Origin of the sequence: Pseudomonas triticifolii (assembly GCF_014358015.1) — a bacterium.
GTDB lineage: Bacteria > Pseudomonadota > Gammaproteobacteria > Pseudomonadales > Pseudomonadaceae > Aquipseudomonas > Aquipseudomonas triticifolii.
Genome location: NZ_JACONV010000001.1, coordinates 992145 through 1018780, shown reverse-complemented (window position 1 = coordinate 1018780; position 26636 = coordinate 992145). Strand labels below are relative to the sequence as shown.

16 protein-coding genes are annotated in these 26636 nt (G+C 58.2%); 8 read left to right on the top strand and 8 right to left on the bottom strand.

What is annotated here, in order from left to right:
- Window positions 1-25: 25 nt before the first annotated feature.
- From H8S56_RS04360 to H8S56_RS04345, 4 genes are all read left to right on the top strand, one after another.
- Window positions 26-847, top strand: coding sequence for an alpha/beta fold hydrolase (locus H8S56_RS04360; RefSeq protein ID WP_024686121.1), 822 nt, complete (start codon window positions 26-28; stop codon window positions 845-847).
- The gene (locus H8S56_RS04355) at window positions 844-1698 is read left to right on the top strand and encodes an alpha/beta hydrolase (RefSeq protein ID WP_187517962.1); all 855 of its coding nucleotides are present in this window, start codon (window positions 844-846) and stop codon (window positions 1696-1698) included. Before H8S56_RS04360 ends, H8S56_RS04355 begins: the two co-directional genes overlap by 4 nt.
- 127 nt (window positions 1699-1825) lie before the next feature.
- Window positions 1826-2656: a DUF4892 domain-containing protein gene (locus H8S56_RS04350; RefSeq protein WP_408003764.1), complete on the top strand. Its 831-nt coding sequence runs from the start codon at window positions 1826-1828 to the stop codon at window positions 2654-2656.
- Window positions 2657-2746: 90 nt separating this feature from the next.
- Window positions 2747-3793 (top strand): AI-2E family transporter, encoded by a 1047-nt coding sequence (locus tag H8S56_RS04345; protein WP_187517960.1) that lies wholly within the window; start codon window positions 2747-2749, stop codon window positions 3791-3793.
- 672 nt (window positions 3794-4465) lie between these two features.
- On the opposite strand, the gene xopAW is transcribed toward H8S56_RS04345, so the two are convergent.
- The 3 genes from xopAW to H8S56_RS04330 all read right to left on the bottom strand — a co-directional run bounded on the left by xopAW (window position 4466) and on the right by H8S56_RS04330 (window position 7150).
- On the bottom strand, window positions 4466-5227 hold the full coding sequence (gene xopAW / locus H8S56_RS04340) for a XopAW family type III secretion system calcium-binding effector (RefSeq protein ID WP_187517959.1): 762 nt from the start codon (window positions 5225-5227) through the stop codon (window positions 4466-4468).
- Window positions 5228-5342: 115 nt separating this feature from the next.
- Entirely contained in the window at window positions 5343-6404 is a 1062-nt protein-coding gene (locus tag H8S56_RS04335) for a sensor histidine kinase (RefSeq protein WP_024686126.1), read from the bottom strand.
- Window positions 6401-7150 (bottom strand): response regulator, encoded by a 750-nt coding sequence (locus tag H8S56_RS04330; protein ID WP_024686127.1) that lies wholly within the window; start codon window positions 7148-7150, stop codon window positions 6401-6403. Before H8S56_RS04330 ends, H8S56_RS04335 begins: the two co-directional genes overlap by 4 nt.
- Before the next feature lie 344 nt (window positions 7151-7494).
- Here H8S56_RS04330 and H8S56_RS04325 point away from each other — a divergent pair, with 344 nt between their 5' ends.
- From H8S56_RS04325 to H8S56_RS04315, 3 genes are all read left to right on the top strand, one after another.
- The gene (locus H8S56_RS04325; RefSeq protein WP_187517958.1) at window positions 7495-9477 is read left to right on the top strand and encodes a hypothetical protein; all 1983 of its coding nucleotides are present in this window, start codon (window positions 7495-7497) and stop codon (window positions 9475-9477) included.
- A 364-nt stretch (window positions 9478-9841) separates the two neighbouring features.
- Window positions 9842-12163 carry an autotransporter outer membrane beta-barrel domain-containing protein gene (locus H8S56_RS04320; RefSeq protein WP_187517957.1) on the top strand — a complete coding sequence of 774 codons (2322 nt, stop codon included), beginning with the start codon at window positions 9842-9844 and terminating at the stop codon, window positions 12161-12163.
- A 178-nt stretch (window positions 12164-12341) separates the two neighbouring features.
- Window positions 12342-13781: a hypothetical protein gene (locus H8S56_RS04315; protein WP_187517956.1), complete on the top strand. Its 1440-nt coding sequence runs from the start codon at window positions 12342-12344 to the stop codon at window positions 13779-13781.
- 42 nt (window positions 13782-13823) lie between these two features.
- On the opposite strand, the gene H8S56_RS04310 is transcribed toward H8S56_RS04315, so the two are convergent.
- The 5 genes from H8S56_RS04310 to H8S56_RS04290 all read right to left on the bottom strand — a co-directional run bounded on the left by H8S56_RS04310 (window position 13824) and on the right by H8S56_RS04290 (window position 24545).
- Window positions 13824-14909, bottom strand: a complete 1086-nt coding sequence (locus H8S56_RS04310) for a fimbrial protein (protein ID WP_408003773.1) — start codon at window positions 14907-14909, stop codon at window positions 13824-13826.
- Window positions 14910-14989: 80 nt separating this feature from the next.
- Window positions 14990-17509 carry a fimbria/pilus outer membrane usher protein gene (locus H8S56_RS04305; RefSeq protein WP_187517954.1) on the bottom strand — a complete coding sequence of 840 codons (2520 nt, stop codon included), beginning with the start codon at window positions 17507-17509 and terminating at the stop codon, window positions 14990-14992.
- 37 nt (window positions 17510-17546) lie between these two features.
- Window positions 17547-18302, bottom strand: coding sequence for a fimbrial biogenesis chaperone (locus H8S56_RS04300; protein WP_235986733.1), 756 nt, complete (start codon window positions 18300-18302; stop codon window positions 17547-17549).
- 108 nt (window positions 18303-18410) lie between these two features.
- Window positions 18411-18962 (bottom strand): fimbrial protein, encoded by a 552-nt coding sequence (locus H8S56_RS04295; RefSeq protein WP_187517952.1) that lies wholly within the window; start codon window positions 18960-18962, stop codon window positions 18411-18413.
- A 414-nt stretch (window positions 18963-19376) separates the two neighbouring features.
- On the bottom strand, window positions 19377-24545 hold the full coding sequence (locus H8S56_RS04290) for an RHS repeat domain-containing protein (protein WP_187517951.1): 5169 nt from the start codon (window positions 24543-24545) through the stop codon (window positions 19377-19379).
- Between the two features lie 278 nt (window positions 24546-24823).
- On the opposite strand from H8S56_RS04290, the gene H8S56_RS04285 reads away from it, so the two are divergent.
- Window positions 24824-26623 carry a hypothetical protein gene (locus H8S56_RS04285; RefSeq protein ID WP_187517950.1) on the top strand — a complete coding sequence of 600 codons (1800 nt, stop codon included), beginning with the start codon at window positions 24824-24826 and terminating at the stop codon, window positions 26621-26623.
- Window positions 26624-26636: the final 13 nt, after the last annotated feature.

The following is a 26636-nucleotide window of genomic DNA, read 5'->3' as shown; positions in this document are numbered from 1 at the left end:
TCGTCCAGCCTTTGAGTGTACCGGCATGCCCCAGCCCGTGTTCTTCGCCCACGCCAACGGCTTCCCCTCGGCCACCTACGGCAAGCTGTTCGCCGGGCTGGCGCCGGAATACGCAGTGGCGCATCTGGAACAGCATGCCCATGACCCGCGTTTTCCGGTGGACGACAACTGGCTGAATCTGGTCGATGAGCTGATTCACCATCTGCGCGAGCAGGATGGCCCTGTGTGGGGCGTAGGGCATTCGCTGGGTGGCGTGCTGCATTTGCATGCCGCGTTGCGTTGCCCTGAGCTGTACCGAGGCGTGGTGATGCTTGATTCACCGGTGCTCAGCCTGGCTGATCAGTTGTTCATTCGTGCGGCCAAGCGCCTTGGATTCATTGATCGTATTACGCCTGCCGGTCGAACGCTTGGACGTCGCGAGGCGTTTGCTGACCTTGAGTCGGCCCGTGCCTATTTCGCCAGCAAGACGCTGTTTCGCCGTTTCGATCCCGAGTGCCTGGATGCGTACCTGCAACACGGCCTGCAGGCGGATGGCGAGCAGTTGCGCCTGCGCTTCGATCCCGCGACCGAGATCAGCATCTACCGCAGTATTCCGCACACCAGTCCTTTGCCGTCGCGGCAGCTCAAGGTGCCGCTGGCGATGGTGCGTGGCAAGCAAAGCCGTGTGATCATGCCGCACCATGGCTATCTGGCCAGGCGCATGCGCGAAGGCGAATACCTGTCGATGCCGGGAGGGCACATGTTTCCACTGGAACGGCCGGATGAAACGGCGCAATTGCTCAAATCATTGTTCAGGCGCTGGGATGCCCGCAGCGCGACACGTCACGCAGAGAAAACCCCGGCATGAAGTGTCCGGTCGAGGAAGTGCGCCTGAGCCTTGGGCATATCGAGCTGGCGGCGCACCTGTTCGGCCCCGAGCATGGGACGCCGGTCATCGCGCTGCATGGCTGGCTGGATAACGCCAACAGTTTTGCGCGACTGGCTCCCCGACTGGAGGGGCTGCGCATCGTGGCGCTTGACCTGGCCGGGCATGGTCATTCCGATCATCGCCCGCCTGGCGCGTCCTACGCGTTGGCCGACTATGCCTACGACGTGCTGCGGGTCGCTGAACAACTGGGCTGGTCGCGATTCGCGCTGCTCGGTCATTCGCTGGGGGCGATCATTTCGGTCATGCTGGCAGGCGCGCTGCCCGAGCGGGTCACGCACCTGGCGTTGATCGACGGTCTGGCTCCACTGACGGGTGATGCCGATGCTGTCGCCGAACGCATGGGGGCTGCGTTGCAGGCGCAACTGGCATTGCCGAACAAGAAAAAACCGGTGTATCAGGATCAGGATCGGGCCATTCAGGCACGCATGAAAGGTGTGGTTGCGGTCAGCCGGGAAGCCGCCGAGTTACTGGCTCAGCGTGGGCTGATGCCCGTGCCTGGCGGGTACACCTGGCGCAGCGACAGCCGATTGACCTTGCCTTCGGCGACACGCCTGACTCATCAGCAGGCGATGGCATTCATCAATAATGTGCGTTGTCCGACACAACTGGTCATTGCTCGCGAGGGCATGCTGGCGAAAAAACACGACGTGATGGATACGCTGCCTTTCGCGATCGAGACCCTGCCAGGCGGGCACCATCTGCATCTGGATGACGAGGAGGGCGCGTGCGCTGTTGCACGCTGTTTCAATCGCTTCTTCGCTGCTCCTTGACTTGAGGTCGGCAACTGCCGACGCTGAGCAGGTTGAAACAGGAGCCAACCACGATGGACCAACCCAACCCCTTGCCTGATTGCCTTGTCGGCACTGCCACCCACGCCTTCTTTCTGTCTGTCTGCCAATGAGAGCACTCATGCGTGTATCCAGTGTTCCATTCGTTGCTCTCTGGGCGTCGATATTCAGCGCCATGGTCGGTGCCGCTGATCTGCCGGGTAGTCAGGATCTGCAGATCCTGCCGCGTCTGGCGGATACGGAAATCGTCGACTATCGCCCCCGCGCTGAACTCGAACGTGTCTACCCCTTGGGCTCGGTCCGCAAGATCAGTGGCCAGTTGCGCTTCGATGGCCAGGTCAGTGCGCGAGGCAATCTGACCTCGGTCACTTACCAGCTGCCTGCCGAGCACTCTGCCGACGACGCCTTTACTGCTGCGCGTGAAGCCCTGCAACAGCAAGGTGCCGAACTGCTGTTCTGGTGCCAGGCACGTGACTGTGGTGAAAGCAGCCTGTGGGCCAACGAGGTGTTCGGCAATGCCAAGCTGTATGGCGCTGACGACCGGCAGGCCTACCTGCTGTTACGCCTTGCCGAGCCCGACACCGACACGCTGGTTGCGCTCTACAGCATCACGCGTGGCAATCGTCGCGCCTATCTGCACGTCGAGCAATTCGAGTCCGTCGCACCGCTGGGCGATGTGCTCCCCACCTCGGCTACCTTGCTGCGTCAGCTCAAAAGCACCGGCAAGCTCGATCTGCCAAGGCTGGGCGGTGAACCTCAAGACGCCTGGGTAACGCTGATCTCGCGCGGTCTCAATCTGGACAGCACCTTGCGCACCACGGTGTCTGGTGCCAACGCGGCTGTCTGGCGTGATGCACTGATCGCCAAAGGCGTGCGTGCGGCACGGCTGGAAACCGTCAGTGCCGATAAAAAAGGCCTGTCCATCGAAGTGATTCGCTAGCGGTCTGTTTCCTGTCCATGGCGAATACGGCTGACGCCAGCCGTGTTCGTCTTTATGCTCGCCACTTCCGATCCTTTTTGCAGGTCCTTCATGTTCAACAACGATCGTCTACTGGTTCAGATCCTGCTGCTGGCCCTGTTCGGCGCTTGCCTGTGGGTGATGGCACCGTTCTGGTCAGCGCTGGTATGGGGCGCGGTGCTGGCCTTTGCCAGCTGGCCGTTGATGCGCCTGCTGACGCGCTGGTTCAAAGGGCGCGAGTCGCTGGCGGCGCTGGTCATGAGCCTGTGCTGGCTGTTGCTGGTGGCAGCGCCTTTGGTGTGGCTGGGTTTCAACCTGGCCGATCATGTGCGTGACGCGACGGCCTTCATCAGGGACGTCCAGGTCGATGGCCTGCCTGATCCGCCCACGTGGCTGGCGGGCATTCCGTTCGTGGGCGAGCGGCTGGTAGGGTTCTGGACCACCATCGATCAGCAGGGCGCTGCGTTCATGGCCACGGTCAAACCCTATCTGGGCGAAGTCGGCAACTGGCTGCTGGCGCGCAGTGCGCAGATCGGTGGCGGTATCCTCGAACTGACCCTGAGTATCGTTTTCGCATTTTTCTTCTACCGCGATGGCCCGCGTCTGGCAGCCTTCGTACTCAGCCTGCTGGAGCGTCTTATCGGGGATCGTGCGCAATATTATCTGGATCTGGTCGCCGGTACGGTGCAGCGTGTGGTCAACGGCGTGATCGGCACTGCTGCAGCCCAGGCGGTTCTGGCGCTGATCGGTTTCCTCATTGCGGGGATTCCTGGCGCGCTGGTGCTGGGTATTCTGACCTTCCTGTTCAGCCTGATCCCGATGGGCCCGCCACTGGTGTGGCTGCCCGCCACCGCCTGGCTGGTCTGGCAGGGCGAATATGGTATGGCCGTGTTCCTCGGCATCTGGGGCATGTTCATCATCAGTGGCGTGGACAACGTGCTCAAGCCATACCTGATCAGCCGCGGCGGCAACCTGCCTTTGGTGATCGTATTGCTGGGGGTTTTTGGCGGGTTGCTGGCGTTCGGGTTCATTGGCCTGTTCATCGGGCCGACGTTGCTGGCGGTGGCTTATAGCCTGTTGACAGATTGGGTGGGGCAGAGAAATCACCGCATGTCTTAATGAGTCAGGATAAGCAACGGTTGTTAGCATGTTTTTTGAAAAGAAGATTCATAAGGCCGATAGCGATGGGGCTGTCGGCCCATGAGCGTTGAAGTTTTTAATAGGTTAAGTATCCGTTCTGATTTTTTAATCTCTGTATGTCTGTGTTGTTCACCAGAATATTGTTCTCTCGCCATTGGTGGACTTGGCGGGTGTACCAGGAGTTAGGGTTTTCGTCTACGGTGCCCTGTATCGAGCAGGATGCTTTTACGTAGCATTGCTCTTCTGAAACATCAGCCATAAGCGGGGTTATACTTATGAGGTGGCAGGTCTTCGATGCGGTTGAGTTTTTGTATAATGTTTCAGAGCACGCCAAGCTCAGTCCACTTGCCGCTGTCAGGGGTAATGCACAAAAAACTATCCATGGTTTGATTTTCATTTCCATATTCCCTATGTACTAAAGTGTATAGGTGGTTCTACACGTACTACCTGAATTAATGGTAGTCGTTTAGGTGTGGGGGAATACCTGCATAGGATAAGCGGTTGTAGTATTTTTAACTAATAAGTTGCGTCGTAATACCTTGTTTTTATAGTTATAAAACTGAGTGTGCTGATGTCGGTATCCCCTCCATGTGTGGAGCTTGATGATGCTGGATCCCGTCGCGCGGTAAAGACCGGCGACGGTTTCGTTTCTTACGCCGCCGTATCGAGATACCGCCCGACCGGCTTACTGCCTTGCGTGTCATAGCGCTCACCCAGCGCGGCGATCATCTTGCTCAGGGCCTGGGCGGTGACTTGATTGGCCTGGGTCTGTTCGCTGTTGCTGTCGCTTTGCTTCAGTGCAGAGGCCAGTTCAGTGGCGCTGATGCTGTCGTCGCTGTCGGTGTCCAGCGCGCTGAACAGGGTGGCACTGTCGGTTGTGCTCGCGGCATTGACCTGCGCCGGTGGCGGGCCAGCAGGCGGTTGCTGTTGTTGCAGGCTGGCGGTCAGTTCATCGAGGCTGACGGTGCCGTCCTTGTTTGTGTCCAGCGCATCGAAGACTTCGCTGCTGCTCGCACTGCTGCCCGCGTTGGTCAGGCCGGTGGTCAGTTCTTCGCTGCTGATGGCGCCGTCGTCGTCACTGTCCAGAGAGCCGAGCAGGTCCTGCGCCAGGTCTTCGGTCGACGGCATGGCGGGTGGTGGAGGCGGTGTCATGGCGGCCAGTTCATCGGCATCCAGGCTGTCATCGTCGTTGCTGTCCAGGTCGCTGAACGCCTGGCTGAGGCTGACGGTGATGCCGTCCTTGCTGTTGCTCGACAGTGCTGTGCTTAACTCGTCTTTGCCGATGCTGCCGTCGCCGTCCGTGTCCAGTTTGGTCAACAGCTCTTCCTGAAACTTCTTGCTGGCGGTGCCCGATGTCGCGCTGCTCGTGATGCTATAGCTGGAAAAACTGCTGCTGCCGATCCCGTTGATCATTGCGCTCACTCCTCTGAGATGACGATGACCGGCAACGGTGTGCCGGTGCATGTAGCCTCAAGGCCGCTTTTGTCGAGGGGATGTGAGCTGTGTAACGAGGCCGATACACCGCGAGTCAATGACGAGGCAGATGCAGTACGGCCGTCAGGCCACCGCCGGGCGTCTGTTCAAGTGTCAGCTCGCCGCCGATTCGTCGTGCCGCTTCGCGGGCAATGGTCATGCCCATGCCGACGCCACCTGAGTTGCGATTGCGCGAGCCTTCCAGCCGGTAGAACGGCTCGAACACGCTCTCATGCAGTTCCGGCGCAATGCCGGGCCCGTGATCGACGACCGAAACCTTGACCCGATCAGCGCTGTCCTCGATCAAAATCCGGGCGCTGCCGGCATAGCGCAAGGCGTTATCGACCAGGTTCTGCAAGCACGAGCGCAGCGCCATGGGCTGGGTCTTCAGCGGTTTACACTGGCCTTCGTATTGCACATCGTCGCCGTTGTCCTGGGCGTTTTCGGCCTGTGACTCGATCAGCGCCTGTAAATCCAGCTGCTGAAGCAGTTCGGTCCTGCGGTGTTCATTGAGGTACGCCAGGGTCGCGTCGAGCATGCTGATCATGTCGTTGAGGTCTTGGGTCATCTGCCCGTGCAGCCTGGGTTCCTGGATCTGTTCGACGCGCAGTTTGAGCCGCGACAGGGGCGTGCGCAGGTCGTGGGAGACGGCTGCGAGCATGCGTCCGCGTTGCTGCATCTGCTCGCGCAGCTTGTGCTGCATCAGGTTGAAGGTCTGTGCGGCCTGGCGTGCTTCGCGCGGGCCGGAGATTTCCAGCGGCGGGCTGTCGAGGTTTTCGCTCAGGCGTTCGGCGGCGTCGCTCAAGCGCTGCACCGGGCGGCTGAGCGCTTTGGCACCGTACCAGGCGGCGATAATCAGGGTGATGAATTGAAAGACCAGCGGGACCACCGGGCCGCCCAATAATGGCGGTCTGGGTGGCGGCCTGCGTTGTTGGCCGTTCGAATCATCCGGTGGGCGGTGATCCTGCCCGGATGAGAATTCGGGCCTGGGCGGAGGCGGCATGGGGCGCATGCCGTAATTCATGAACCAGATGAACGCCAGCATATGCGCGAGCAGGATGGCCAGTAATGCCCCGCCGAACAGACGCGCAAAGAGCGTATCGAACCTGCGAATCACCCCATGTCCCTGGCGTCGAACAGATAGCCTTCGCCGCGTACGGTCTTGATCAGTTGCGGGTTCTTCGGGTCGTCGCCCAGCTTCTGGCGCAAGCGCGAGACCAGCAGATCGATGCTGCGGTCGAAGGCCTCGATCGAGCGACCGCGGGCGGCATCCAGCAACTGCTCGCGACTCAGCACGCGATGAGGGCGTTCGAGAAAGACCCGCAGCAGACGAAACTCTGCGTTCGACAGCGGCACGACAAGGCCGTCGGGCGCGATCAACTGGCGCAGCACGCTGTTCAGCCGCCAGGTGTTGAAACGAAGGGTGCTGCGTTGATCGCTGCGCTCATCGCGCACCCGGCGCAGGACGGTCTGGATACGGGCAACCAGTTCGCGAGGTTCGAAGGGTTTGGCCATATAGTCATCGGCACCCAGTTCCAGGCCGATGATACGGTCGGTCGGTTCGCAGCGCGCCGTCAGCATCAGGATCGGGATGTCCGAAGTGCTGCGCAACCAGCGGCACAGGGACAAACCGTCTTCGCCGGGCAGCATCAGGTCCAGCACCACCACGTCGAAGGTCTGGTCGCTCAGGGCCTGACGCATCTGCGCACCGTCGGTCACGCCCTGTGCCTGAATGTTGAAGCGCGTCAGGTAATCGCACAGCAGTTCACGGATCGCTACGTCGTCATCGACGATCAGGGCGCGCACGGCCCAGCGCTGCTCGGTCAAGCTCGTTTCGGAGGTGCTGTCGGGAAATGCCTGCATGGTACGTCTGCCGCCTGATGATGCCGCCATCACTGGCTGCTGTTGAAGGTCAAGCCTCCGGGCATGCTACTTCGCCGGGAGGCGCGGCGAAAGGGTGCTGGGCTTGAATGTCCCTGGCATGTCGTGAATGTATCGGTATTGATACATGACCTCTTGACTGCGACTGAGCCTAGCAGTTCTGGCAGTATCGGCCGCAGCGATCCCCCACGTTAAATAGTGTTTGCACGGACGCACAACTGCCACGTTGCTCGCGACCGGACGCCTGATCGGCCATGCACACGTCCGTTCAGGCCCACGTGTTATGGCACATCGTTCCGGTGGGCCACCGTCAGGGAGACGCATTGATGACTACATCCAGATCCACCCTTAGTGCCGCCGAGCAAACCCGGCAGGCCTTTCGAAAAGCACGACTTGAGCGTGCCCGCCAAGGCCCGGATCCGACGCCGGAAGCGCTTGAGCTAAACGGCGCGCTCGGACCTATTCCTGGCGATGACAGAAACCTGTGGCCCAAAACTCAATGGGGGAAAGACTTGACGGTCAGGGTTCCGAATTCCTTGCTTCTGTATCCGTACGAAGTAATTTATTTCGTAATGGATGGTGACGAGCTGGAACGGCGGGTACTGCCCGATCCGGTGGGGCCTGAAGATCGCGAATATGTGATAGAGGCCGACAAAATCAAGGATGAAGGGGTTTATGTATTTGAATACAAGCACACCAACCAGGATGGTAATACAAACCCTTCTTTCTCTCGCTTACTCAGCGTCGATCATCTAGTGCCAAACGGCAACGTTGCCGGTTCAAGCCCCGAGTTGCCGCAGGACATCATTGATAACGGCTTGACGCTGGCTTATCTCGACGCAAACGCGACAGTAGACGTCACGATTCCTCGTTCCAGTGATATCACGGCGGGTGATGAGATTCTGTTGTACTGGGGCCCGGTTGGTCCCAAACAGGGGCCGGATCCGGTGGACCCCGTTGCACGCTTGACCGTGACAGAGGCCGCAGCCCTGCCGGGAGCCGACCGCCCGGTCGTGAGCCTTGACTCTGACGTAATCAAGACGCTCAAGGATGGTTTGATTGCCGTGCTGTATCGTTATGTGGATCGAACCGGCAACCTCGGACAGCCCTCGCGCTGGCAAGAGGTCTATGTCGATCTTTCTCCGCTGGCGGAAAACCTGGTAACCCCGACGGTGCCCTTGGCGGCTGACGGTCTGATAGACCGTGCTGATGCGCGGCTGGGCGTGGAGCTGGAAATTCCATCGCCCGGCTATGACAATCAGCAGCCTGGTGACCTTATCGAGGTCAACTGGGAAAGCACTACGGTGCCTGCGGTGCCGCTCTCGAGTTTCCCAATGTCGATCTTCGTTGACTGGCCCACGTTGTCGGCAGGCGGAGCCCTGGATGCACGCGCCTTCAAAGTGAGCTACAGCGTAGTGCGAGGACCTGCGAAGACGAAATCTCCAGAGATCGATATCGAGGTGGATTTCGCGGTGGCAGGCATTGATCCCGATCCTGATCCGGATCCTGAAGGGCCTGATCCGATCAACGACAAGCTGCCGCGGGTAGTCATCAAGAGCCGGGAAAGCCCGTCAGTGGATAACGTCTTGGGGCAAGCGGACAAGGATCAGGACGCACGGGTGGAATTAACGCCCAATCCGGTAGTGGACGGGCAATTTCTGCGGTTGTATTGGGGCGCGCTGCCATCTTATGTTGACGAAGTGACGGTCACGAGTACGCCAATCGATCCTGTTGTCTTTACAGTGCCTTGGGACAAAATCCAGGACGGGGGTTACAGCGAAAAACTGCCTGTCTATTACACGACCTGGAACGGGACCAACGAGCAAGAGTCGGTCCGCACCGAAGTGGATGTACGGATTGTCGAGACGATAGGGCTGGCGGATGTGGAGTTTCCGGACCGGTATCCCGGCAACCCGACGACTCCCATCATCAATTGCTGTTCGAAGCCATGGGAGGGCATAAAGGCCCAGGTTCCGGGTGATCCGGTCAACTTTGCGGCCGGTGATTCAGTGACGGTCAGCTGGCGGGCTTATGAGGACGCACAAGGCAACACGGCGATCGATGGAACCGACTACACGTTTCCCGTTATTACGCTGGATGACGACAAGGTCAACAATGGCTTTCTGGTCACGGTGCCTTATGACGATCATGTCGAGCCCATCGTGACGCGTGGCAGTGGGCGCGTGACGTACGTATTGACCAAAGCGTCCGGTCAGACCGGTGCTCATTCAACGCTGGTCATCGTGACGCGAGTGTTTGGCGCCGGCCCGTCTCTTTGTACTCCGCAATTTCCCGGAGATTGCTCCTGACGCTAAGTGTGTGTCACTCAGTGTCTTCGAGCAGGGCAATGCCTGATGCCTGTCTGGTGAAGGCATTGCCTGTTCTTGTCTCGAAGGGCGCCTGTATCAAATAAGCCGGTTCCACTATGTTTGCTCACGAAATTCAACCAGGCAGACGAGTTTATAGTGCCAATCAATCTATCGCGTCCAACTCAGGGTTTTACACTTAAACGCGATCGGCTTTATGTGGGAATCATCCTACAAAAACATCGGACCTGTCCTGCATAAGTGTGGGGTGCAAGTCTGTAGTCTGCGCGGCCGCTCACTTATGACGGGCACGACTGGAAGTGCGTGACACATTTCTGGTCCGCCCCTGGCCCAAGGATGTTTATCCATGTCGATTTTCGATCCGTTTATGCTTCGCCCTTTATCGCTCGCAATCAGTTTGACATCACTTCTGCCTGCCGTCCTGTTCAGCCATACCGCACTGGGTGCCGCTGTCCCGGTGAAAGGTGTCCTGAACATCAATGAGTTCTCCGCTGCCAAAGACTACATCGTGACCGATGGGGGAACGTTGAACGTGCAAGGCGGCACCCAGCACGGTTCGGTAGACGTACGGGCGTCCACCCTGACGATGGCCGCAGGTTCTGCAATCGAGTTTGCGGATCTGTCGCTCGGTGCGTCGCTGACCATGGCAGGTTCAACGGTCAGAAAAGGCCTGACGTTCAATGAAAGTCAGGGAACGATCGTCGGCAGTACACTGGTCAACAACACGGGCAGCGGTCTGTCGGTCGTCAGGCGCCCACAAGATACCTTCGGGTCGTCGGTGTCCCTCACTGACAGCACCAGCACCGGCATCACCAGCGGTGCCTTGGTGACGCACTTCAGCCAGCTTGATCTGCAGAACTCGCATCTGGTGGGGAACGGTGCCAACGGCCTGGGTCTGCGACTCGTTGCCGGGGTGGCCAAGGCCAGCGGCGGTAGCAGTTTAACCGGTACCGTCAATGGTGTACTGATCGTCGGGGAGCAGGTTTACCAGGAAGCCTCATTGACCCTCGACGACAGTAATGTGACGGGGGAGAAAGGGGCCGCCATACGCGTCGCGCCATCGAGCCCGACCAGCTCGTTGCCCATCGCTGTGATCAATGTGAATAACGGCTCCACCCTGACCGGCGGCAACGGCAATATCCTGGAAAGCGCTGGCGGGGCTGACGCCACCCTTAATGTCAATGCCAGCTATCTGACCGGTAATGTGCAGGTTGACGCGAGCAGCACAGCCACTCTTAATCTGAGTCAGAGCAGCCTCACCGGCGATGTGGTTGCCGAGTCCGGCGGTACGGCCAGCGTGCAACTGGACAACGGCTCTCTGCTGATAGGTCGGCTTGAGAACACACGCAGTGTGGCCATCAACGACGGCTCTCAATGGACGATGGTCGACCACGCCAGTGTCGAGAACCTCACGATGAACGGCGGCTTCGTCCAGCTTGGAGATCCAGCCGCGTTTTACACCTTGTCGGTCGCCAACCTGTCTGGCAATGGCACCTTCAAGATGGACGTGGACTTCGGCGCAGTGCAAACCGATTACATCGACATCACTGGCAGTGCGACAGGCAGCCATCAGTTGTTGATCGGCAGCACCGGCAGCGACCCGACCACCGACACCAGCCTGCATGTGGTGCACGCTGAAGCCGGTGACGCGAGCTTCTCGCTGGTGGGCGGGCGAGTGGACCTGGGCACCTGGTCCTATGATCTGATCAAGAAAGATGAGAACGACTGGTATCTGGATGCTACCACCCGCACCATCGGCCCTGCGCCGCAGACAATCCTGGCCCTGTTCAACGCCGCGCCCACCGTCTGGTACGGCGAGTTGAGCAGCCTGCGTACGCGCATGGGTGAGTTGCGCGTCAATGGTGGTCGCTCGGGTGTCTGGATGCGGACTTACGGCAATAAATTCAACGTGGCCAATGCCTCCGGCTTCGGCTACAAACAGGTGCAGCAGGGTACCGCCCTCGGCGCAGACGGAAACATACCGGCTGCAAGCGGGCAGTGGCTGGCAGGCGTAATGGCGGGGCAGAGCACGTCCGATCTGAGTCTGGATCGGGGGGCCAACGGCAAGGTCGACAGCTATTACTTGGGTGCCTACAGCACCTGGCTGGACAGCGAGAGCGGCTACTACCTGGACGGCGTGGTCAAGCTCAACCGCTTTCAGAACAAGGCCCGGGTCAATCTCAGTGATGGCACGCGCACCAAGGGTGACTACAGCAATTCAGGTGTGGGTGCGTCGGTCGAGTTCGGGCGTCATATCAAGCTGGATAACAGCTATTACGTCGAGCCTTATGCCCAACTGATCGGGGCGTACATCGAAGGGAAGGATTACACGCTGGACAACGGTATGCGTGCCGAGGGTGATCCTACACGCTCGCTGCTGGGCAAGGTCGGTGTCACGAGCGGACGCAATTTCGACTTGGGTCAGGGCCGGACGGTGCAGCCTTACGTGCGGGTCGCGCTGGCGCATGAGTTCGTCAAGCACAACGAAGTGAAGATCAATGACAACCGCTTCGACAACAACGTGTCTGGCGCTCGTGGTGAAGTGGGTACTGGTGTCGCGGTTGCCTTTTCCGATCGGCTGGAGGCGCATGTAGACTTCGAATACAGCAACGGCAGCAGGATCGAACAACCCTGGGGTGCCAACGTAGGGCTCAGGTACAACTGGTGATTTGAGCAGAAACATCAGTCGTTTCTAAGGGGAAGGCCAGGCGGTCTTCCCCTTTTTCATTGGCAGGCCCTAGCAGATTTGCCAGTTTCAAGGCAGAGCATCCGTGGTGTAAATCAGGACATCCAGCAACTGATTTCGGTTTCGTCACGTGATGAAACCAAGCCGAGAGACCAGGAAAATGAATGATTCCACTACCAAGAAAGTCCTTGAACCACCGCTGGTCAACGTATTGATGGATGACGATGATCGCTGGGATGAAACCGGTCTGCTGCCTGCTGACCGGTTGAGCTCGCCGCTGAGCGTGGAAGTGCCCCCCTGGGAGCACACGCCGACTCCAGGCCAGGAGATTTATCTGGAGGTATTCTGGGATAACGTGCAGACCTACACTAAAACATGGAGCAGCGATATTCCTTCCATTCCTGTGCGAGATCTGATTTTCGAGGTGCCCGTAAGCAAACTGATTCATGGCGTGCACACGTTGCGTTACACCGTGAGTAATTCAGACGGCAACACTAATACATCTTTGGATCAAGAGGTTACTGTGGACATGGTCTCTCCTTCACTGGGCGCCAATCGTGGCCAACTCCAGTTCGATACTGTCAATGTGACGGATCGGTATCTGTCCGAACACGACCACAAGCTCATCGGCGTAATGCCCGCTTACAACGGTGGCAAGGCAGGGGACGTGGTGAAGTGGTACTGGAGTGAAGACCCCATCAACTTCTTCGACAGCGATGTGGTGTCGACGATGACCCTGCAGCGGGAAAGTGCGGGCAAGTCCATGGATCTGGTTTTTGACGAAGCTATGATCCTGGAGCGCAGGGACGGCAAGCGTTATGCCTTTTACACCGTCTTTGATCGAGCCGGTAACCCGAGCCAGTATTCTCAGCCTGTGGAACTGCTGGTGGCGGCTCAACCTGCTCCTCGTGTGCTGCCGCCGCCGACAGTGAAGGAAGCCGAGGGTTCTTCAAGCTCCAGTACGCTCAACCCGAAGAATGCCATGGATGGCGTCACGGTGCAGGTGCCCGCTGACGCTGTCATTAAACCGGGCGAGATGCTCTGCGTACAATGGGGTGAGCCTGATAGCGTGGGTGCCTACCGCAGTGAAAAAATAACGGAGGCGAAAGAGTTCAAGGTTCCGAACACATACATCGCCCAGCATTTCGGCAAGTCGATACCTGTGTACTACGACGTATTCGAAATCGGAGTTGATACCCCTCACAGTTCAACCAGCCACACGCTAACTGTTTTGAAAGTCACCGGATTTCCTACCGTGCAATGTGACAAGGTCTCGGGCGGGTTGCTAAAGCTTGGGAGCATTGCCAGCGGAGGCAAGGCCAGTTTCACAATCGATAAGTGGTTCCTCATGGCGACTGACCAGTTCATCGACATCGAAGTTCTAGGCGCGGACGACGCCGGTAAAGAGGTGAAAGTCCCGGTATTGGAGGCGTACAAGGTGCCGAAAGTGGATGCGACTATTGATGTCGGCCACATTACCAAGGTCAATCTGCAGCGCTTTAGGATCGGGGCGGAGATTGAGGTCAGGGTGTATGTCAGCTTTGATGAGATGGCCAGTTGGCAACGGTTTCCTTCTTTGCGACCGAGGCTGGAAAGCTGATCATGACCCCGTTTGCGCAGACAGTTTGTCTGCGTAACGGTGCTATTTGTAGGTCATCGTGAAGCTGAGGGCTCCCTTTGCCCGCCCCGGCCGGATGGCACTGCTGGGCCCCGTCTGGTAGAACCGGGCGTTGAAGTTCAACACGGTGTTGCCTGGCGTGATAGCTGCCAGGGGGACTTCGGTCTGCAGTTCCATGGGGGTTACAGCGTCGGCCTTGAGAATCTGGATGCCCAGTCCCTGGGCATCCGAATCGCTGGTCAGGCTGAACACTCCACTTTGTGGCGGTCCTACCGGCGTCGAACCGTTGACCCCGTCGAGCTGGATATGGGCCGTGGCCACAAACCCTGCACTGGTGTCCGTTTCGCAGTGGCTCAGTGAAATACTGAAGGGCACCGGGGGAGTGGTGAAGCCTTGCCCGGTAAAGTCTGTTGTATCCCAGTCACCCAGCTTTACTGGATCGGCACTGACCGGATTTGCGCCGACGCTGCACTGGGCTTGAATCACGGTGCCAACCACCCCGTACCGCATGATCCTGCCAAGCGTCGTCACACTCCCGGACCACAGCTCGCTGCCATTCAGCACTTGGGGGCCGCTGGGAATAGGCCCGGTCTTGATCAACGTAACGCGGTTATTCAAATACGTTATCGGAAGCGAGGTGAGCATTTTCTGGTGATCGTTGATCCCGAGGTAGGGCACGGTAGGGTTGCCGTCCACCGGTACGAAGCAATTGGCACATACCGCTGGGGCCATGTACGGATAGCCCAGTTTGACCCTGATTCCGACGCCTGGAATATTGGTCTGTATGATCTTGCCGGTCACGTCTTCGCCATTGATCGGGTCCACGATGCCCGGAAAGATGGGCGCGGTCGCGACCGCGTTAAACTCCAGCAGAGCGGTTCCGTCATTGGAACAGGCGGCTTCAAGCCCGGCCAGATCCGTACTGCGTGCGTTCACGTCGGCGGTGCCGATAACGCTGCCGATCCGGGCGTCCCTGGCGACGTACAGCGTGCCGATATCGCGACGAAACTCCTTGATGCCAGGGCTGGAAATCCAGAAGCAGTCATTGGGCGGGGTAGGCGCCTTCATCGCTGCCAGGGCGGTCGCGCTCTGGCTGGCGGCGAGGGCCATAAGGCCTGAAGCCAGGACATTTGTTACGTTTTTCATGCGGTTTTCTCTGAGTGGGCGGCGCGCGTGCGCCGCACCTGCTTTCATTGGCTGCACACCAGCGACTGCACTCGATACCCCTTGTTCAGAGGCATGACTGCAGGGTCGATGTGCAGACGGCACTGAGGCTCGATCTCCTGGCCCCAGCGTATGTCTAGGATTTGCGGTTGCATGTCGGTCGAGAGCACGATCTGTCCGCCCTGACCGCTGATCCCCATCAGGTTGCCCTGCGCGTCGCTGACCTGGGCACCGAAGGGCAGTGGCTGACCGTCGCGGGTACGTGCATGGATGATCAGTCGTGTGACCTTGCGCGCTGCAAAGGTGGCTTTGACCACTGCGCCTCGGGCGGGAAGTACTTGAGTGCTGCCGTTATCTATCTCCACTTCCGGACCCAGGTCGTTGGTCTGCAGGGCGATCTGGTTGTACCGATAAGGACGCAGATAAGGCACCAGTGCATAACCGCGGCGGTCTGTCTTGACGCCCGTCGCATTCATGATGCCGACGTCTGATGTCTCGGGTACTTGCACCAGCGCGATGGTATCGCCAAGGTTCGGACCCAGCTCAATACCGTCGCCATGCAGCAGTACGGCCCCATTGGCAGTGACCGACGCGCTTCGGTAATCGGTGCCTTGCGTCAGTCCTGCGCCGATACCGCCGAATGCCGTCTGGTAACCGATCGCAACCCCCGCGCTTTGTTGCTGGCCGTTATCGTTGCTCAGGCTGGTGCGATAACTCAGCCGGTTGTCGTCCAGGCTGCCGCTCAGGCTGGCACGCTGGCTTTGGCGGTTGCCGCTGTTCTGCACGTCGAACGTGACATTGCTTGAATGCCCCAGGTCAAGGGGCATGGACACGCTGAGTCCGACCTGCCGACTGTTGTCGCGGCTGCGGCCATCGCTCAGTGATTGTGAGGCGTAGAGGTTGTAGGTAATGCCTGCATGCTGAGTATTGACGTTGAATTGAAACTGCCGCTGCTCGCGGTTGCTGTTCCAGTAATCCTGCTGTGACAGCGTCAGGCTGACGCTGCTGCGCGTACCGACCCGCTGATGAATGGAGGCTTCCAGACGGCTTCGGCGACTGCCTTTGAACATACTGTCGTCGCTGCGCTGGCGCACGGCTTCATCGAAATCCCGGTAGCCTTCGGTGGAGTAGCGATAACCGGCGAAACGCAGGTTGGTGTTGGTCGCGAATGCCTTGCCGTACTTGATGGCATGACTCAGGCCCTGCACGCTCCGTTGCCCGGGCTTGTCGATATCTGCGCTCGAGTGCGTCAGGTCGAAGGCCACCGCGCCCAGAGAGCCCATGTCCCTGGACACACCCAGCGCTGTAGCCCGGTAGAAATCGCTCGCCATCAGGCCTGTGTAAAGCGTTGAGTTCCATGCAGTGCCCAAGGCCAGCGTGCCCTGCCACAACCAGGGTTGTTCGGCAGTATCGAGCCCGTTGTAACGGCCCAGTGCGGCGCTGTATTTCCAGACGCCTTCACGCAACAGATTGTTGATGGTGGCGTAGGCCTGGGTGAAGCGTCGGACCTGACCATCGGCCTCGGTCAGCACGATTTCGAGTTCGCCATTGCCCGCAGTGGTCAGGTCATCGATCTCATAGGGGCCTGCGCTGACGTACGTGGAATAGATCGGGTAGCCGTTCTGCAACACTTCGAGTTTGGCACGGCTCTGCGCGACGCCACGCACCACAGGAGCGTAGCCTTGCAAGGTGTCGGGGAGCATTTCCTGATCGGTCCTGATCAGCGCACCCTTGATCGGCAGACTGCGGAAAACATCCCCGCTGGTATAGGTTTCGCCTACGGTGAGGTTCGCATGAGTGCCGGGGATATCGCGTTGTGCATAGGCATAGGCTCTGGTCCACTCGCGGCGGCCTTCTTCGTCGTGACGAATGCTCTGGTTGCTGCGCAGCCGCCACGCTCCCAGGTTGATACCGGTGTTGAGGTACAGGTCTGCACTGTTACGTCTGCCCGCCGCACGACCGGTGCTTTGTTGGGCCGAGGCCTGGTAGCTGAGGAAGGCCGCGTTGATGCCGTAATCCCAAAGCGCTGGATCTATACGACCTATTGCATCACGGCGCATGGCGATTTGCGGAATCGAAATCGCCAGATGCAGTTTGCTGCCATCAAACTCGATCTGAGAGCCAGGCACTGTCTGCATCAGATCAACGCAGCGTTTCTGCAGCCCGGATCCGTCGGCGAGGCTCTCGGTGCGCAGGCCCATTTGTTCCAGCAGTTCTCTGGACAGGCAGGGCAGTAGACGTTTGTGTTGCGGGTCGAAGTCAAAACGGATATTTCGTTGGCCGAAGTAACGCATATTGATCTGGATCTCGACCCAGTGATCGCCTGGAGCAAGGTCTTCGGCACTGGACAGCATATCCAGCGCTTTGGCCGCGGCATCGTCCGAAAAGGCAGATCCCTGGCGCAGAAAGCCGGATTGAAAGGCGGTGGGTGGTGTGGCCATGGCCGGGTTGCTTTTCAGAATCAGGGCACCGCTGCTGCAAACGATCAATAAATGCATGAAACGCAGGCGCACAGGTATGAGCCCGGGTTCGGGTAATAGGGGCATGTTCAATGTCCTGAGAAAGGATCCGGTCGAGGCTTTTTTAAGGTGCCAGCGTGGCCCGGGCGGTCAACGCGGTGCTGTAGCCGCCGTAATCGTTGATGGCGGAAAACACAACCTGCAGATCCGTTGTGGCTTTCATGTCGCTCAGGTCATAGGTCTGAGAGGTGAACGGACCCAGCATCGCGGCTTGTTGGAGTTTTTCAGTCTTGCCATTGCCCATGACCTCAAGGCGAATGAAAGAGACATGAAAGGGTCCAGGATTTGTTGCTACAAGTTGCGCCTTGCCGGCAACTTGCCTCACCGTCCATTGCAGGTCCTTGAGGCGTGACATGGGGTTGTCTTTCAGCCCGGCGGGACGATAGAACAGTTTCAGGCGGGTACGCAGCGCAATGTTCAGCACGTTGCTTTGCGTGCTGTCTGCCTGGGGAATTTCCTGAACATTGAAAAAGAACAACGATTCCCGATCATCCGGCAAATCATTGGGCAAGCCGTTGATCTGTACCTGTTGTTCCTTGCCGGGATTGAGGCGAAACAACGGTGGCGAGGACGCGAAAGGCACCAGGCTGGTGGTGTCGTCTACCACCGTGTTGACCCAGGTCTGGACCGCGAACGTTCGGTCGCTGGGGTTGGATATGATGACTGAGGCATTGCGTTTGTCGCTGTTGAACACTATGCGGGTCATATTGACGGTCAATGCGGCCTGTGCAGTGGGTACAGCGGTGGCGAGCATGAGTAGGGCCATTCCGGTACCCAGTGCATGCCTGATAGAGAAGGGTTGGCGGGTTGCGCTGATCATGAGGGTCTTACCTTGTGCACCCGGCCCTTGGCAAAGGGCCGGGTGCATGTAGACGCTTACAGTGAGTGGCGCGTGGACCATTGCACTTAAAGCGGGGGAATGGACGTGTCAGTTGACGGCGACGACAAACTGCACGTCTGCCGATGCAACGCCTGCAGTGACTGAGGCTGCCGTCGAGCGGTAATAAGCGGCGAATGCCATATCGGTGATGCCGTTCTCGATCAGCGGATAAGGTGCAGATGAGCCGCCCGGCTCGATGGATGCACCTGTATGGTCCTTGATGACGATCGAAACGCCCGTGGCGCCATCTGCCGTTGGCGTTACAGCGAAGTAATCTCCAGACGCGTCGGCCGCCCCGTTGAAGGTGACAGTGGCCACGTCATTGGTGCCGGTAAGGCCGCAGGTGCCGGTATCGTTCAAGCGCAAGGCAAACCGCTTGCCGCTGTACTCCTGACCGACCTGGGTAAAGCGGCTCGCTTCGATGCTGCCCATTTTTACCAGGTTGCCGACGGAGCCGTCCCCGGGGTTAACCACTTCGATGGGGCAGGTGCTGCTGGTGATTTGTCCTTCGAAATTGATGGTGCCGGTGTTGGCGAAGGCGGAGGTGCCTGTCAGCGCGGCAGCCAGGGCCAGTGCGAATGCAGGTAGAGTTGTTTTCAAAGTAAGACCTTAATAAGTTTTGGTTACAAAATTTATGAATTGCGAAATATATAGATGAATCTTTATTTCGTCGTTTGAAGGGTATGCGCTGTTGTCATGACGGGCCGAAGTTTAAATGTAGGTTTCGTCTCTAACATAGGGTTAGTCCGAGTTTTTTGGCGACGCGGTCTGTAGGAAAAGTCCTATTTAAACTAAGGGTGTGCAAATGGCTGGCAGTGAAGAATTGATACTGCTTTATGGATGCGTGTTGAAATGTCTTTGGACATGAGCTGTTACATGAATCGGCCTGTCTCAAGCGTCAGTTGCTCAGCCAGGCGTTGTATTGCATACCTGCACTTTTACAAAGGCACGCCATGAGGTGCTTGCGCCGAAAAAACACTTTTCCTGTCGGCGCAAGTCAACCTGTTCACTGCTCTACGATTTTATCCAAGCGCGTACTTCCCAGCCGCCTTTCTTGATTTTTGACGGTCTTAGTATAACGCCGGTCAGCCGTGCGTTCGTGCTGTTGAAACCGCTAGGTCCGGAAGCGCTTTGGGTCACAGGCGCACTGGCGTTGGGGGCGCTCTGCAGGGCTGGCGTAGGGGGCACCTCGCTGGCGCTGGCACTGGCACGCCTGGCTGCCAAGGCGGCACGGTTGAGTGGCGCGGAGCTTCTGGCCGATATTGATGAGGGAGTCAATGCGACTCTGGGTAGTGTTGTGGATGCTCCGACGGTCCGGTTTACGGTTATGAACGGGTCGTCACCCACATCGGATAACCCCGATGCCAGTGACGCAACGCTCGCTCTTGTGCTCGCAGACGCCGACGCCTTGGCAGCAGACTGAATCGACCTTAAAAACGATCCAGCGCCAAAGTCCAGAGGCAGGGCTGCGAGGCCGGCGTAGAATGAAATCTGCTGAGCGGTCTGGTCGTTCGCAATAACGCCGTAGGCTTGAGCGCCCGTCGCAACGACGCTTACACTTGCGCCTACAACCATCGCGGTGGTGGCAACGGTTGCGAGTGTTGTTGCTGTAGACGCTGACATCGTAATACCCGCGAGGGTCATTGGGCCGGTGATCGGGACGGAAGCACCATACGTTGCCACGGTAGAGTAGACGCCTAACACCGTGAAGAACACGCTTACCCCGAGCATCAGCCATGGTTCCCAGCCGGAGCCTCCCGGTTCGACCGGGAACTGATCCTCATCCGGCCGCCGCAACCGGCCGCTCTGGCTGCTGGCGTCGTGGCCCGTGGGATCGCGCAGGGCAATCGGATTGCCCAGGCAGTAGGCGTAGGGGTTGACTCCACCGGAGCCGAAGGGGCTGAGAAAGTCAGGGGAATGGAAGCGCATCAAGCATGGGTTGTAGGCTCGATACCCTCTGCCCAGCAGATACCAGCCGCTGTCTGACTCGCGCGCTTCGCCGTTGAATCCAAGCGTGCACAGCAGCGGCTCATCAGCGTGTTGTTCGCCATAGGCGTTGTAGACTGCTGTTCGAAGTTTGTCGCGCTGAAACTCGCCGGCTACGCTTCTGCTGGCGTCGGTCAGCAGCAGTACACATTCATCGTCATTACCCTCGGTTTGCTGACCCAGCGGCTCATCACCGACATACAGGTATCGAGTGTATGCTCCATTTCTGACACTCGAACTCAGCTGATTTCCCTCATAGAAACGCAGCGTCTCGTCGTCGCCATAACGGGATGCGACCAGATTATTGTGGCTATCATAACGATACGCACTGAGTGGCTGACCTGCGGTGGGTGTGACACTCAGCAGGCGGTTCTGACTGTCGTAGTCCAGTTGTTGCCCACGTTCATCAATGAGCATGTTGCCGTTCGCATCGTAGGTAAACGTTGGAGCGGGGGTGGCTCTGGGCGGGTTGTAGATGATACTCGACAGTTGACATGGGTTGTCGCTGGCGTAGCGGAAAATTGCGCGTTCGCTTGAATCGTCGTGAAAGCGGGTGATGGCAAGCGTGATGTTGTCCAGCGCGTCGAAGGTGAATAACTGACTGGCGATTTGCCGTCCCAAGGCGTCGCGCGGCAGCGTGCTGCCTGAACACTTGTGTTGCGTCAGGCGACCACGGGTGTCGTACGTGAACTGTTCTAGCAGCAGGGTGGTATCGGCTTGTTTCAAGTGCCGGCTTTCCAGCAGTCCGTCCGCTTGCCATACCTGTTCAAGGGTACGTTGGGGCTGCTGATTCATGGACTGGGTTCGCAGAACTTCCCGTCCCTGGCTGTCGTATTCGAGCGACGTGGTCAGGGCAGTATTTGCTGCACGGTCTTGCGCGGTCACACGGTGTATCTGGCTCAGGCCGTTGTATTCGAAGGACGCCTGGAGGTTGCCCTGCTGAATCCGTTCAACCCGGCCTTTTGCGTCATACTCAAACACCGTATCCAGCGTTGGCTGATTGTTCTGCGGGTGCTCGGTGCGTTTAAGCTGGCGACCCTGCAGCGATACCTGATGAGACGTTTTCCAGGCCTTGCCCTGATGATCTGTCCAGGTTTCTTCACGCAACCGATTGAGCACGTCGTAATCATAAGCTCGCGTGCCCTGAGCGTTTTTGGCACGTGTCAGGCGAGCGCTGACAACGTCATAATCGAACTCGGTATTTTCGTCAGCAGCGGTGCTGACGCTGGCTACAATCTGGTCTGTAAGCGCCAGGTTGTAGCTGTACGTAATGGTCTCTCCATTGGGCATCGTCAGCGTGCTGGCCTGCTTCTTGCCCCCATCGTAGGTGTACTGCTCTGCGCGCGGCCCGACGCGTGTTTCGGTCATTCTCTCCAGCCCGTCGAACGCTTGCGTACCTGCCAGGGTTTTTGTGTTGCCGTCGGGGTGCGCCACTTCCAGGGAGACCGGCAGTTCCGCGTTGCTGTGGAGCGCATAGTCACGGCGTACCACGCTGCTGTCAGGCAGCGTGGTCGTGATCATCCGTGACCAGGCGTCGTAACTGAATTGCGTAATGTGCTGAAGCTCGTCGGTCTGCTGCGTGCAGCGGCCCAGCCCGTCGTATAGAAAGCTGCGCGTGCCCAGCGTCTTGTCGGCCGCGTCCAGGCTGATGATCCGATCGGGCTTGTTGAACACGTTCAGCCAGGTTTCACTGCGGCCGCCGACGACGGGAGTGGTTTCGCCGCTTTCAATCCAGCTGCGCTGAACAGGATTGTTGTGTTCTTCGTTGCCGATGGGGTCGACGATCAGGTAACTCTGCACACCGTCTTCACCGGTGATGCAGTAGCGCTGGTTCCAGTCGTCGTAAGCAAAGCTGCGCTTCAGGGCAAGCGGCGGCAGGTCATCGCCCATCCAGTCATAGGTGATCTCTTGTTCAAGGTTGTTCCATGTGCTGTACGTTGCAGCGAAGATTTGTTGCATGGCGAACATGTCGCTGCTTTTCAGGTGACTCTGCTCCTCATAGACCGCGCGTCCCAGCCCATCCAGCCGCGTACGGGTCAATACGCCGCGGGCGTTGGTCAGCACCTGTTCAGCCTGCTCTCCTTCATTGGCACACAGCAGGTACTGGTACTGACGACGGGCTTCGAAGGGGGTGCCCGGCGCTGCTATTTCAAGGGTAAGCCGGTTGAGTGTGTCATAGACCCTGCGAGTCTCGACCCCCTCTTCACGCAACAGCAGCTCGTGGGAAGTCAATGTAGACAGCTGGCGCAGAACGGTCTTGCTGACATCGTCAAACCCGGAGCTCACGTGTTCGATGACCTCTTGCACCGGTACGTTCAGTTCCGGGCTGATGAGCTTGCGGTAGGTATACGCAGTGACGATGGATTGTCCGCCCAACGTCTGGGTGCGCGATTGGACTTGCCCGTGCTGAACGCGGTCGCTCGGTTGATTGAAATACTTGAATTGAATCTGCTGCAGCACCTGCTCGCTGTCGACACCGTCGGCGGCCATCTGCACCAGTGTCTCGCTTTCAGGCACGATCCAGTCAGGCATCTGTAAATCATCCCCACTCTGTTTCGTGAGCGCCGGCAACGCCGTGTAGCGATAGCGCGCGCACACGGTCTGGGCTGTGTCCTGCTGCGAAACCGCGGGTGTGGTGGTCTTGTCTTTCAGTTTGTCAACAAAACCCTCCGGGCTCGCAGGGCAGCCGTCGTCGCCTTCTGCGGGGTACCAGGTGCTGGTCTCCCGGATACCGTCAGCACGGATATGGACCAGCAGGTTGCCGTATATGTCATAGGTTTTGCTGGAGGTTTCACTGCGACTGCGGGACGAGTTCAGTTCTGTCCAGGTCGTCGTGACGTCTTTGGGCAACAGGCAGTAGTTGACTTGCCTGTCGTACGGTACGCGCGGCTCAATGTAGTAAGTCGTCTCCACAGTCTTGCTGTTGTTGTTCTGAGTGGTGACTTCCAGCGTCTGCAAATGAAAGCGATTGAACGTTCGTTCGATGCTGCGCACAGCCGTTTGGGCAACCCACAGGCTTTCGGTGCAGACATAGTCATAGTCATCCAGGTGCTTGAACAGGTTGTCCAGCCCGTTATCTTCCCAGTTGATGTTCAAACCAGCGCCCAAAAAGTTGCGTGAGCGCTGCTGGCGATCCTTGTAGGTGTAGCGCACGTCGATCGTTGGTTGAGAGAAGCCCGGCGTAGTCATGTGTCGGGTCACTCTCGGTATCGCACTACGCCTGGCGCTGGCTGGAAACTCATGACCCGAGTCATCGTAGTAAATGTCTTCAATGGCGCCCGTCGGGGTCCGTACGCGTTTGATGCACAAATAGTCAGCGTTTTCAAAACCGTATTCGAACTGCCATGAGGCGTTGTTTTCAGTGGGCAACGTGATGCGACTGACACGCTTGTCGCTGTTCGTCAGCGACAGGATGAACTTGGCCGACAGACTGCTTTCGGTCATTGGCAGGAGCGCCACTTCGACCGAGGTGGTGCTGCGTTCGATCGACAGCAGTGTCTGACCCTCATCATCGCTGATGGATTCGAGCATGAATCGCGAGCTGTTGAACGGCGTGTGCTTGAGTTTGATGCTGTGGCCTGAGGGCGCGAAGATCTGCACCGGCCAGGCTACACGTCGTGTGCCGCTGCTGTACGCCTGGAGGATTTCCACCAGCCCGGATTTGTGGACGATGCGGAAAGAGGTCTCGCTCTGTTTATAGAAGTGAAACGTGTCCAGCTTCTTTTCCGACATCGTGAGCGAGATATCGCCGGCGGTGGCGATGCTGTCGATGTAACGGGTGTAGCGCGTGCGTTTGGAGTAACGGGTGCTCTTGGTATAGCGGCTTTTGCGGGTACGTTTGGTATGCCGCGTACGTTTGGTATGGCGAGTGCTGCGGGTGCTGCGGGTTCGCATTAGGGTGTCGGCACTGCCCGTGCCGTCAATGCAGAAGGTTTCGCCCGTGCTCAGCGACAGTATGTGATTGTTCAGATCGTAGTTGGACAACTGCAGGCTCCAGCCCAGGCCATAGCCGCTATCCAGCGTATTGAGCTGGCTGTAGGCAAGGCCCAGTCCGACGCCAGGGCCACGCAACTCATTGCTTTGCACTTCGGGCATATTGATCGAAATACTGTACAGCCCGGTTCGCGGGTCAACACCGCTTTTCAGGCAACTCATAAAGTTGAGTGCGTTGGAGCTTACTGACGTGGACGTAGTCATGGGGCGTACCTCGCTGATGGGGAACGAGACAGCGCACCGATGTTGATGATTGTGCAATCCATGCGCCGGGTCATCGAGACCCTTCATACCGCGCCACGACAGGCGCCTTCAGGGCAGAGGGTCCAGGCCAACTCTAACAGCCAGCAGCCGCCTGCAAACCTATCAGGTGTAGGAGTAGGCAGACGAATCGACCTGACGTAAAAACGTTTTATCGGCAGTCCTGATTCTTGCTGTCAAGACAAGCACTTCAAACGTGAAGCGTCGCAGGAGCGATCGTTATGGCCAGAGTTTTACCACCACCCAAGGTTCCGGATTTGAAGCAGCCGCAGAACTACATTGACCTTGACCTGTTAGGTGCAAATCCGCTGGTGACCTATGTCCCGGATCTCCAGGAAGGCGACGCTTTCTACCCCAATTGGCGCGGCTGCGCGACCAACGGCGACGTGGTGGATTTCTTTGACGACCTGATTGATGCCGGCAAACCTCCACCCGAAGGCGTGAAGGTGGAGATTAAAAATGACCTGCTCCGCAAGCTCGACCAGGGCTGGGTGTTTTATTCCTACCGCCTGTTGGACGACAGCCAGCCGGACGGCTTACAGGAGTCATTGCGCGTTTTCTTTTTTGTGGGCAAACGCCCGATTGCAAAACAAGGTCTGGCTGTGCCGCAGTGCAAGGAATCTCAGGGCCTTTTTATTGACGCGATGATGCTGGACGTCCCTCAGATTCTGATTGTGACATTGCCCTATCAGGCCATGCGCGCAGGAGACAAGGTGACGCTGACCCTGGACCGCTATTTTGGGCCGGATGACCCGTTTGATTCCCTGGTACGGTCTCAAGTCGTGTCGGAGAAACAGGTGGGCACGCCCCTGGAATGGAGCATCGGGTCCAACGAGTTGCAGATAATCGATAAAGGTTTCGTCGAGATAAGCTACCGCATCGAATACGCCGCCCCCTCGTTAACGCCCTCGACACAGTCGCCTGTTCAGAAGTTCGACATCGACAGTTCCTCGACGCCTCTGTTGCCTGCGCTGACTATCAAGGATTTCAATGGGGGTTCACTGGACCCAGGTGCCTATCCGCAGGGTATCAGGCTGTTGGTAGCACCATACCCAGGTCTTCAGGCCAATGATGACATTGTGGTGTACGCCACCAGTGAAAACCGGGTGGTGAAGTCGCTGCATGCTGACCTTTCCACGCTCGACAGCGGTGTGCTGGAGTTCAGGCTCGCCTACGAATGGCTGATGGACAATAACGGCAAGGAAATCGAGCTGATGTATCAGTACGCTCGACCTGGTGCTGCCGGCAGCTCATTGCCTCGTGCGCTCGTGTTGCGCAGGCCCCTCAATCTGCCACCTCCCGAGATTGATGGGGCCTCCTTCGACGGTGCTGTCGGAGACAACGTTCAGGGGCACATCTTTGCTGAGACGCTGGCTGGAGGTATCACTGTCCGGATTCCGGACACTGCGGTCATTGGTGCTGATGATCAGGTGCAAATGCACTGGGATGGCCATGGCAGTACCGGTAGCTTTATCGCCGAACCCTCTGATAGCGATCCCAAACAGTTTTTCATTCCAGCTGCCGCTGTGCCCGCCAATATGGGTAAACGTGTGGACGTGTATTACAAGGTCACCCCCGCCGGGGAGTTGCCTGGGACATCAAGGGTTTATGACCTTGAGGTCAGGGGCATCAAAACCGGCTGGCCGACGATTCAGATCATGCGTCCAAAGGTCACGGATGGGAAAATATCGCTTGCCAGGGTGCCGGAAGAGGGGGCAGGGCTGGACCTGGCGGCATGGATTTACATGGCAAAGGGGCAACGTGTACGGATCAGGGCAAGTGGCTTTGTCAATGGCCAGACTCAACGGTTCGATCTGCGCACAGGTGCCGCAGAGCCTGTTACCGCAGCGGAGCTCACAGCCAGAATAGTGCCTGTGATCTTTCCAAAAGTGTTTCTGGCACAGTTGGACAAACTGAGCGAGAGCAGCCCGTCAGTCAACGAAGTGACCGTGGAAGTGAGCTTCGATGATGGGACAAGTTATGTGGTATTTCCGCGTATCAACTTCGACGTCCTTGACTGATTCGATCAATTTT

Coding starts and splice junctions, on each gene's coding strand:
- H8S56_RS04315 (WP_187517956.1), top strand. CDS start 12,342: ATGAATGATTCCACTACCAAGAAAGTCCTTGAACCACCGCTGGTCAAC.
- H8S56_RS04350 (WP_408003764.1), top strand. CDS start 1,826: ATGAGAGCACTCATGCGTGTATCCAGTGTTCCATTCGTTGCTCTCTGG.
- xopAW (WP_187517959.1), bottom strand. CDS start 5,227: ATGATCAACGGGATCGGCAGCAGCAGTTTTTCCAGCTATAGCATCACG.
- H8S56_RS04330 (WP_024686127.1), bottom strand. CDS start 7,150: ATGCAGGCATTTCCCGACAGCACCTCCGAAACGAGCTTGACCGAGCAG.
- H8S56_RS04345 (WP_187517960.1), top strand. CDS start 2,747: ATGTTCAACAACGATCGTCTACTGGTTCAGATCCTGCTGCTGGCCCTG.
- H8S56_RS04325 (WP_187517958.1), top strand. CDS start 7,495: ATGACTACATCCAGATCCACCCTTAGTGCCGCCGAGCAAACCCGGCAG.
- H8S56_RS04285 (WP_187517950.1), top strand. CDS start 24,824: ATGGCCAGAGTTTTACCACCACCCAAGGTTCCGGATTTGAAGCAGCCG.
- H8S56_RS04320 (WP_187517957.1), top strand. CDS start 9,842: ATGTCGATTTTCGATCCGTTTATGCTTCGCCCTTTATCGCTCGCAATC.
- H8S56_RS04355 (WP_187517962.1), top strand. CDS start 844: ATGAAGTGTCCGGTCGAGGAAGTGCGCCTGAGCCTTGGGCATATCGAG.
- H8S56_RS04310 (WP_408003773.1), bottom strand. CDS start 14,909: ATGGCCCTCGCCGCCAGCCAGAGCGCGACCGCCCTGGCAGCGATGAAG.
- H8S56_RS04290 (WP_187517951.1), bottom strand. CDS start 24,545: ATGACTACGTCCACGTCAGTAAGCTCCAACGCACTCAACTTTATGAGT.
- H8S56_RS04360 (WP_024686121.1), top strand. CDS start 26: ATGCCCCAGCCCGTGTTCTTCGCCCACGCCAACGGCTTCCCCTCGGCC.
- H8S56_RS04300 (WP_235986733.1), bottom strand. CDS start 18,302: ATGATCAGCGCAACCCGCCAACCCTTCTCTATCAGGCATGCACTGGGT.
- H8S56_RS04305 (WP_187517954.1), bottom strand. CDS start 17,509: ATGCCCCTATTACCCGAACCCGGGCTCATACCTGTGCGCCTGCGTTTC.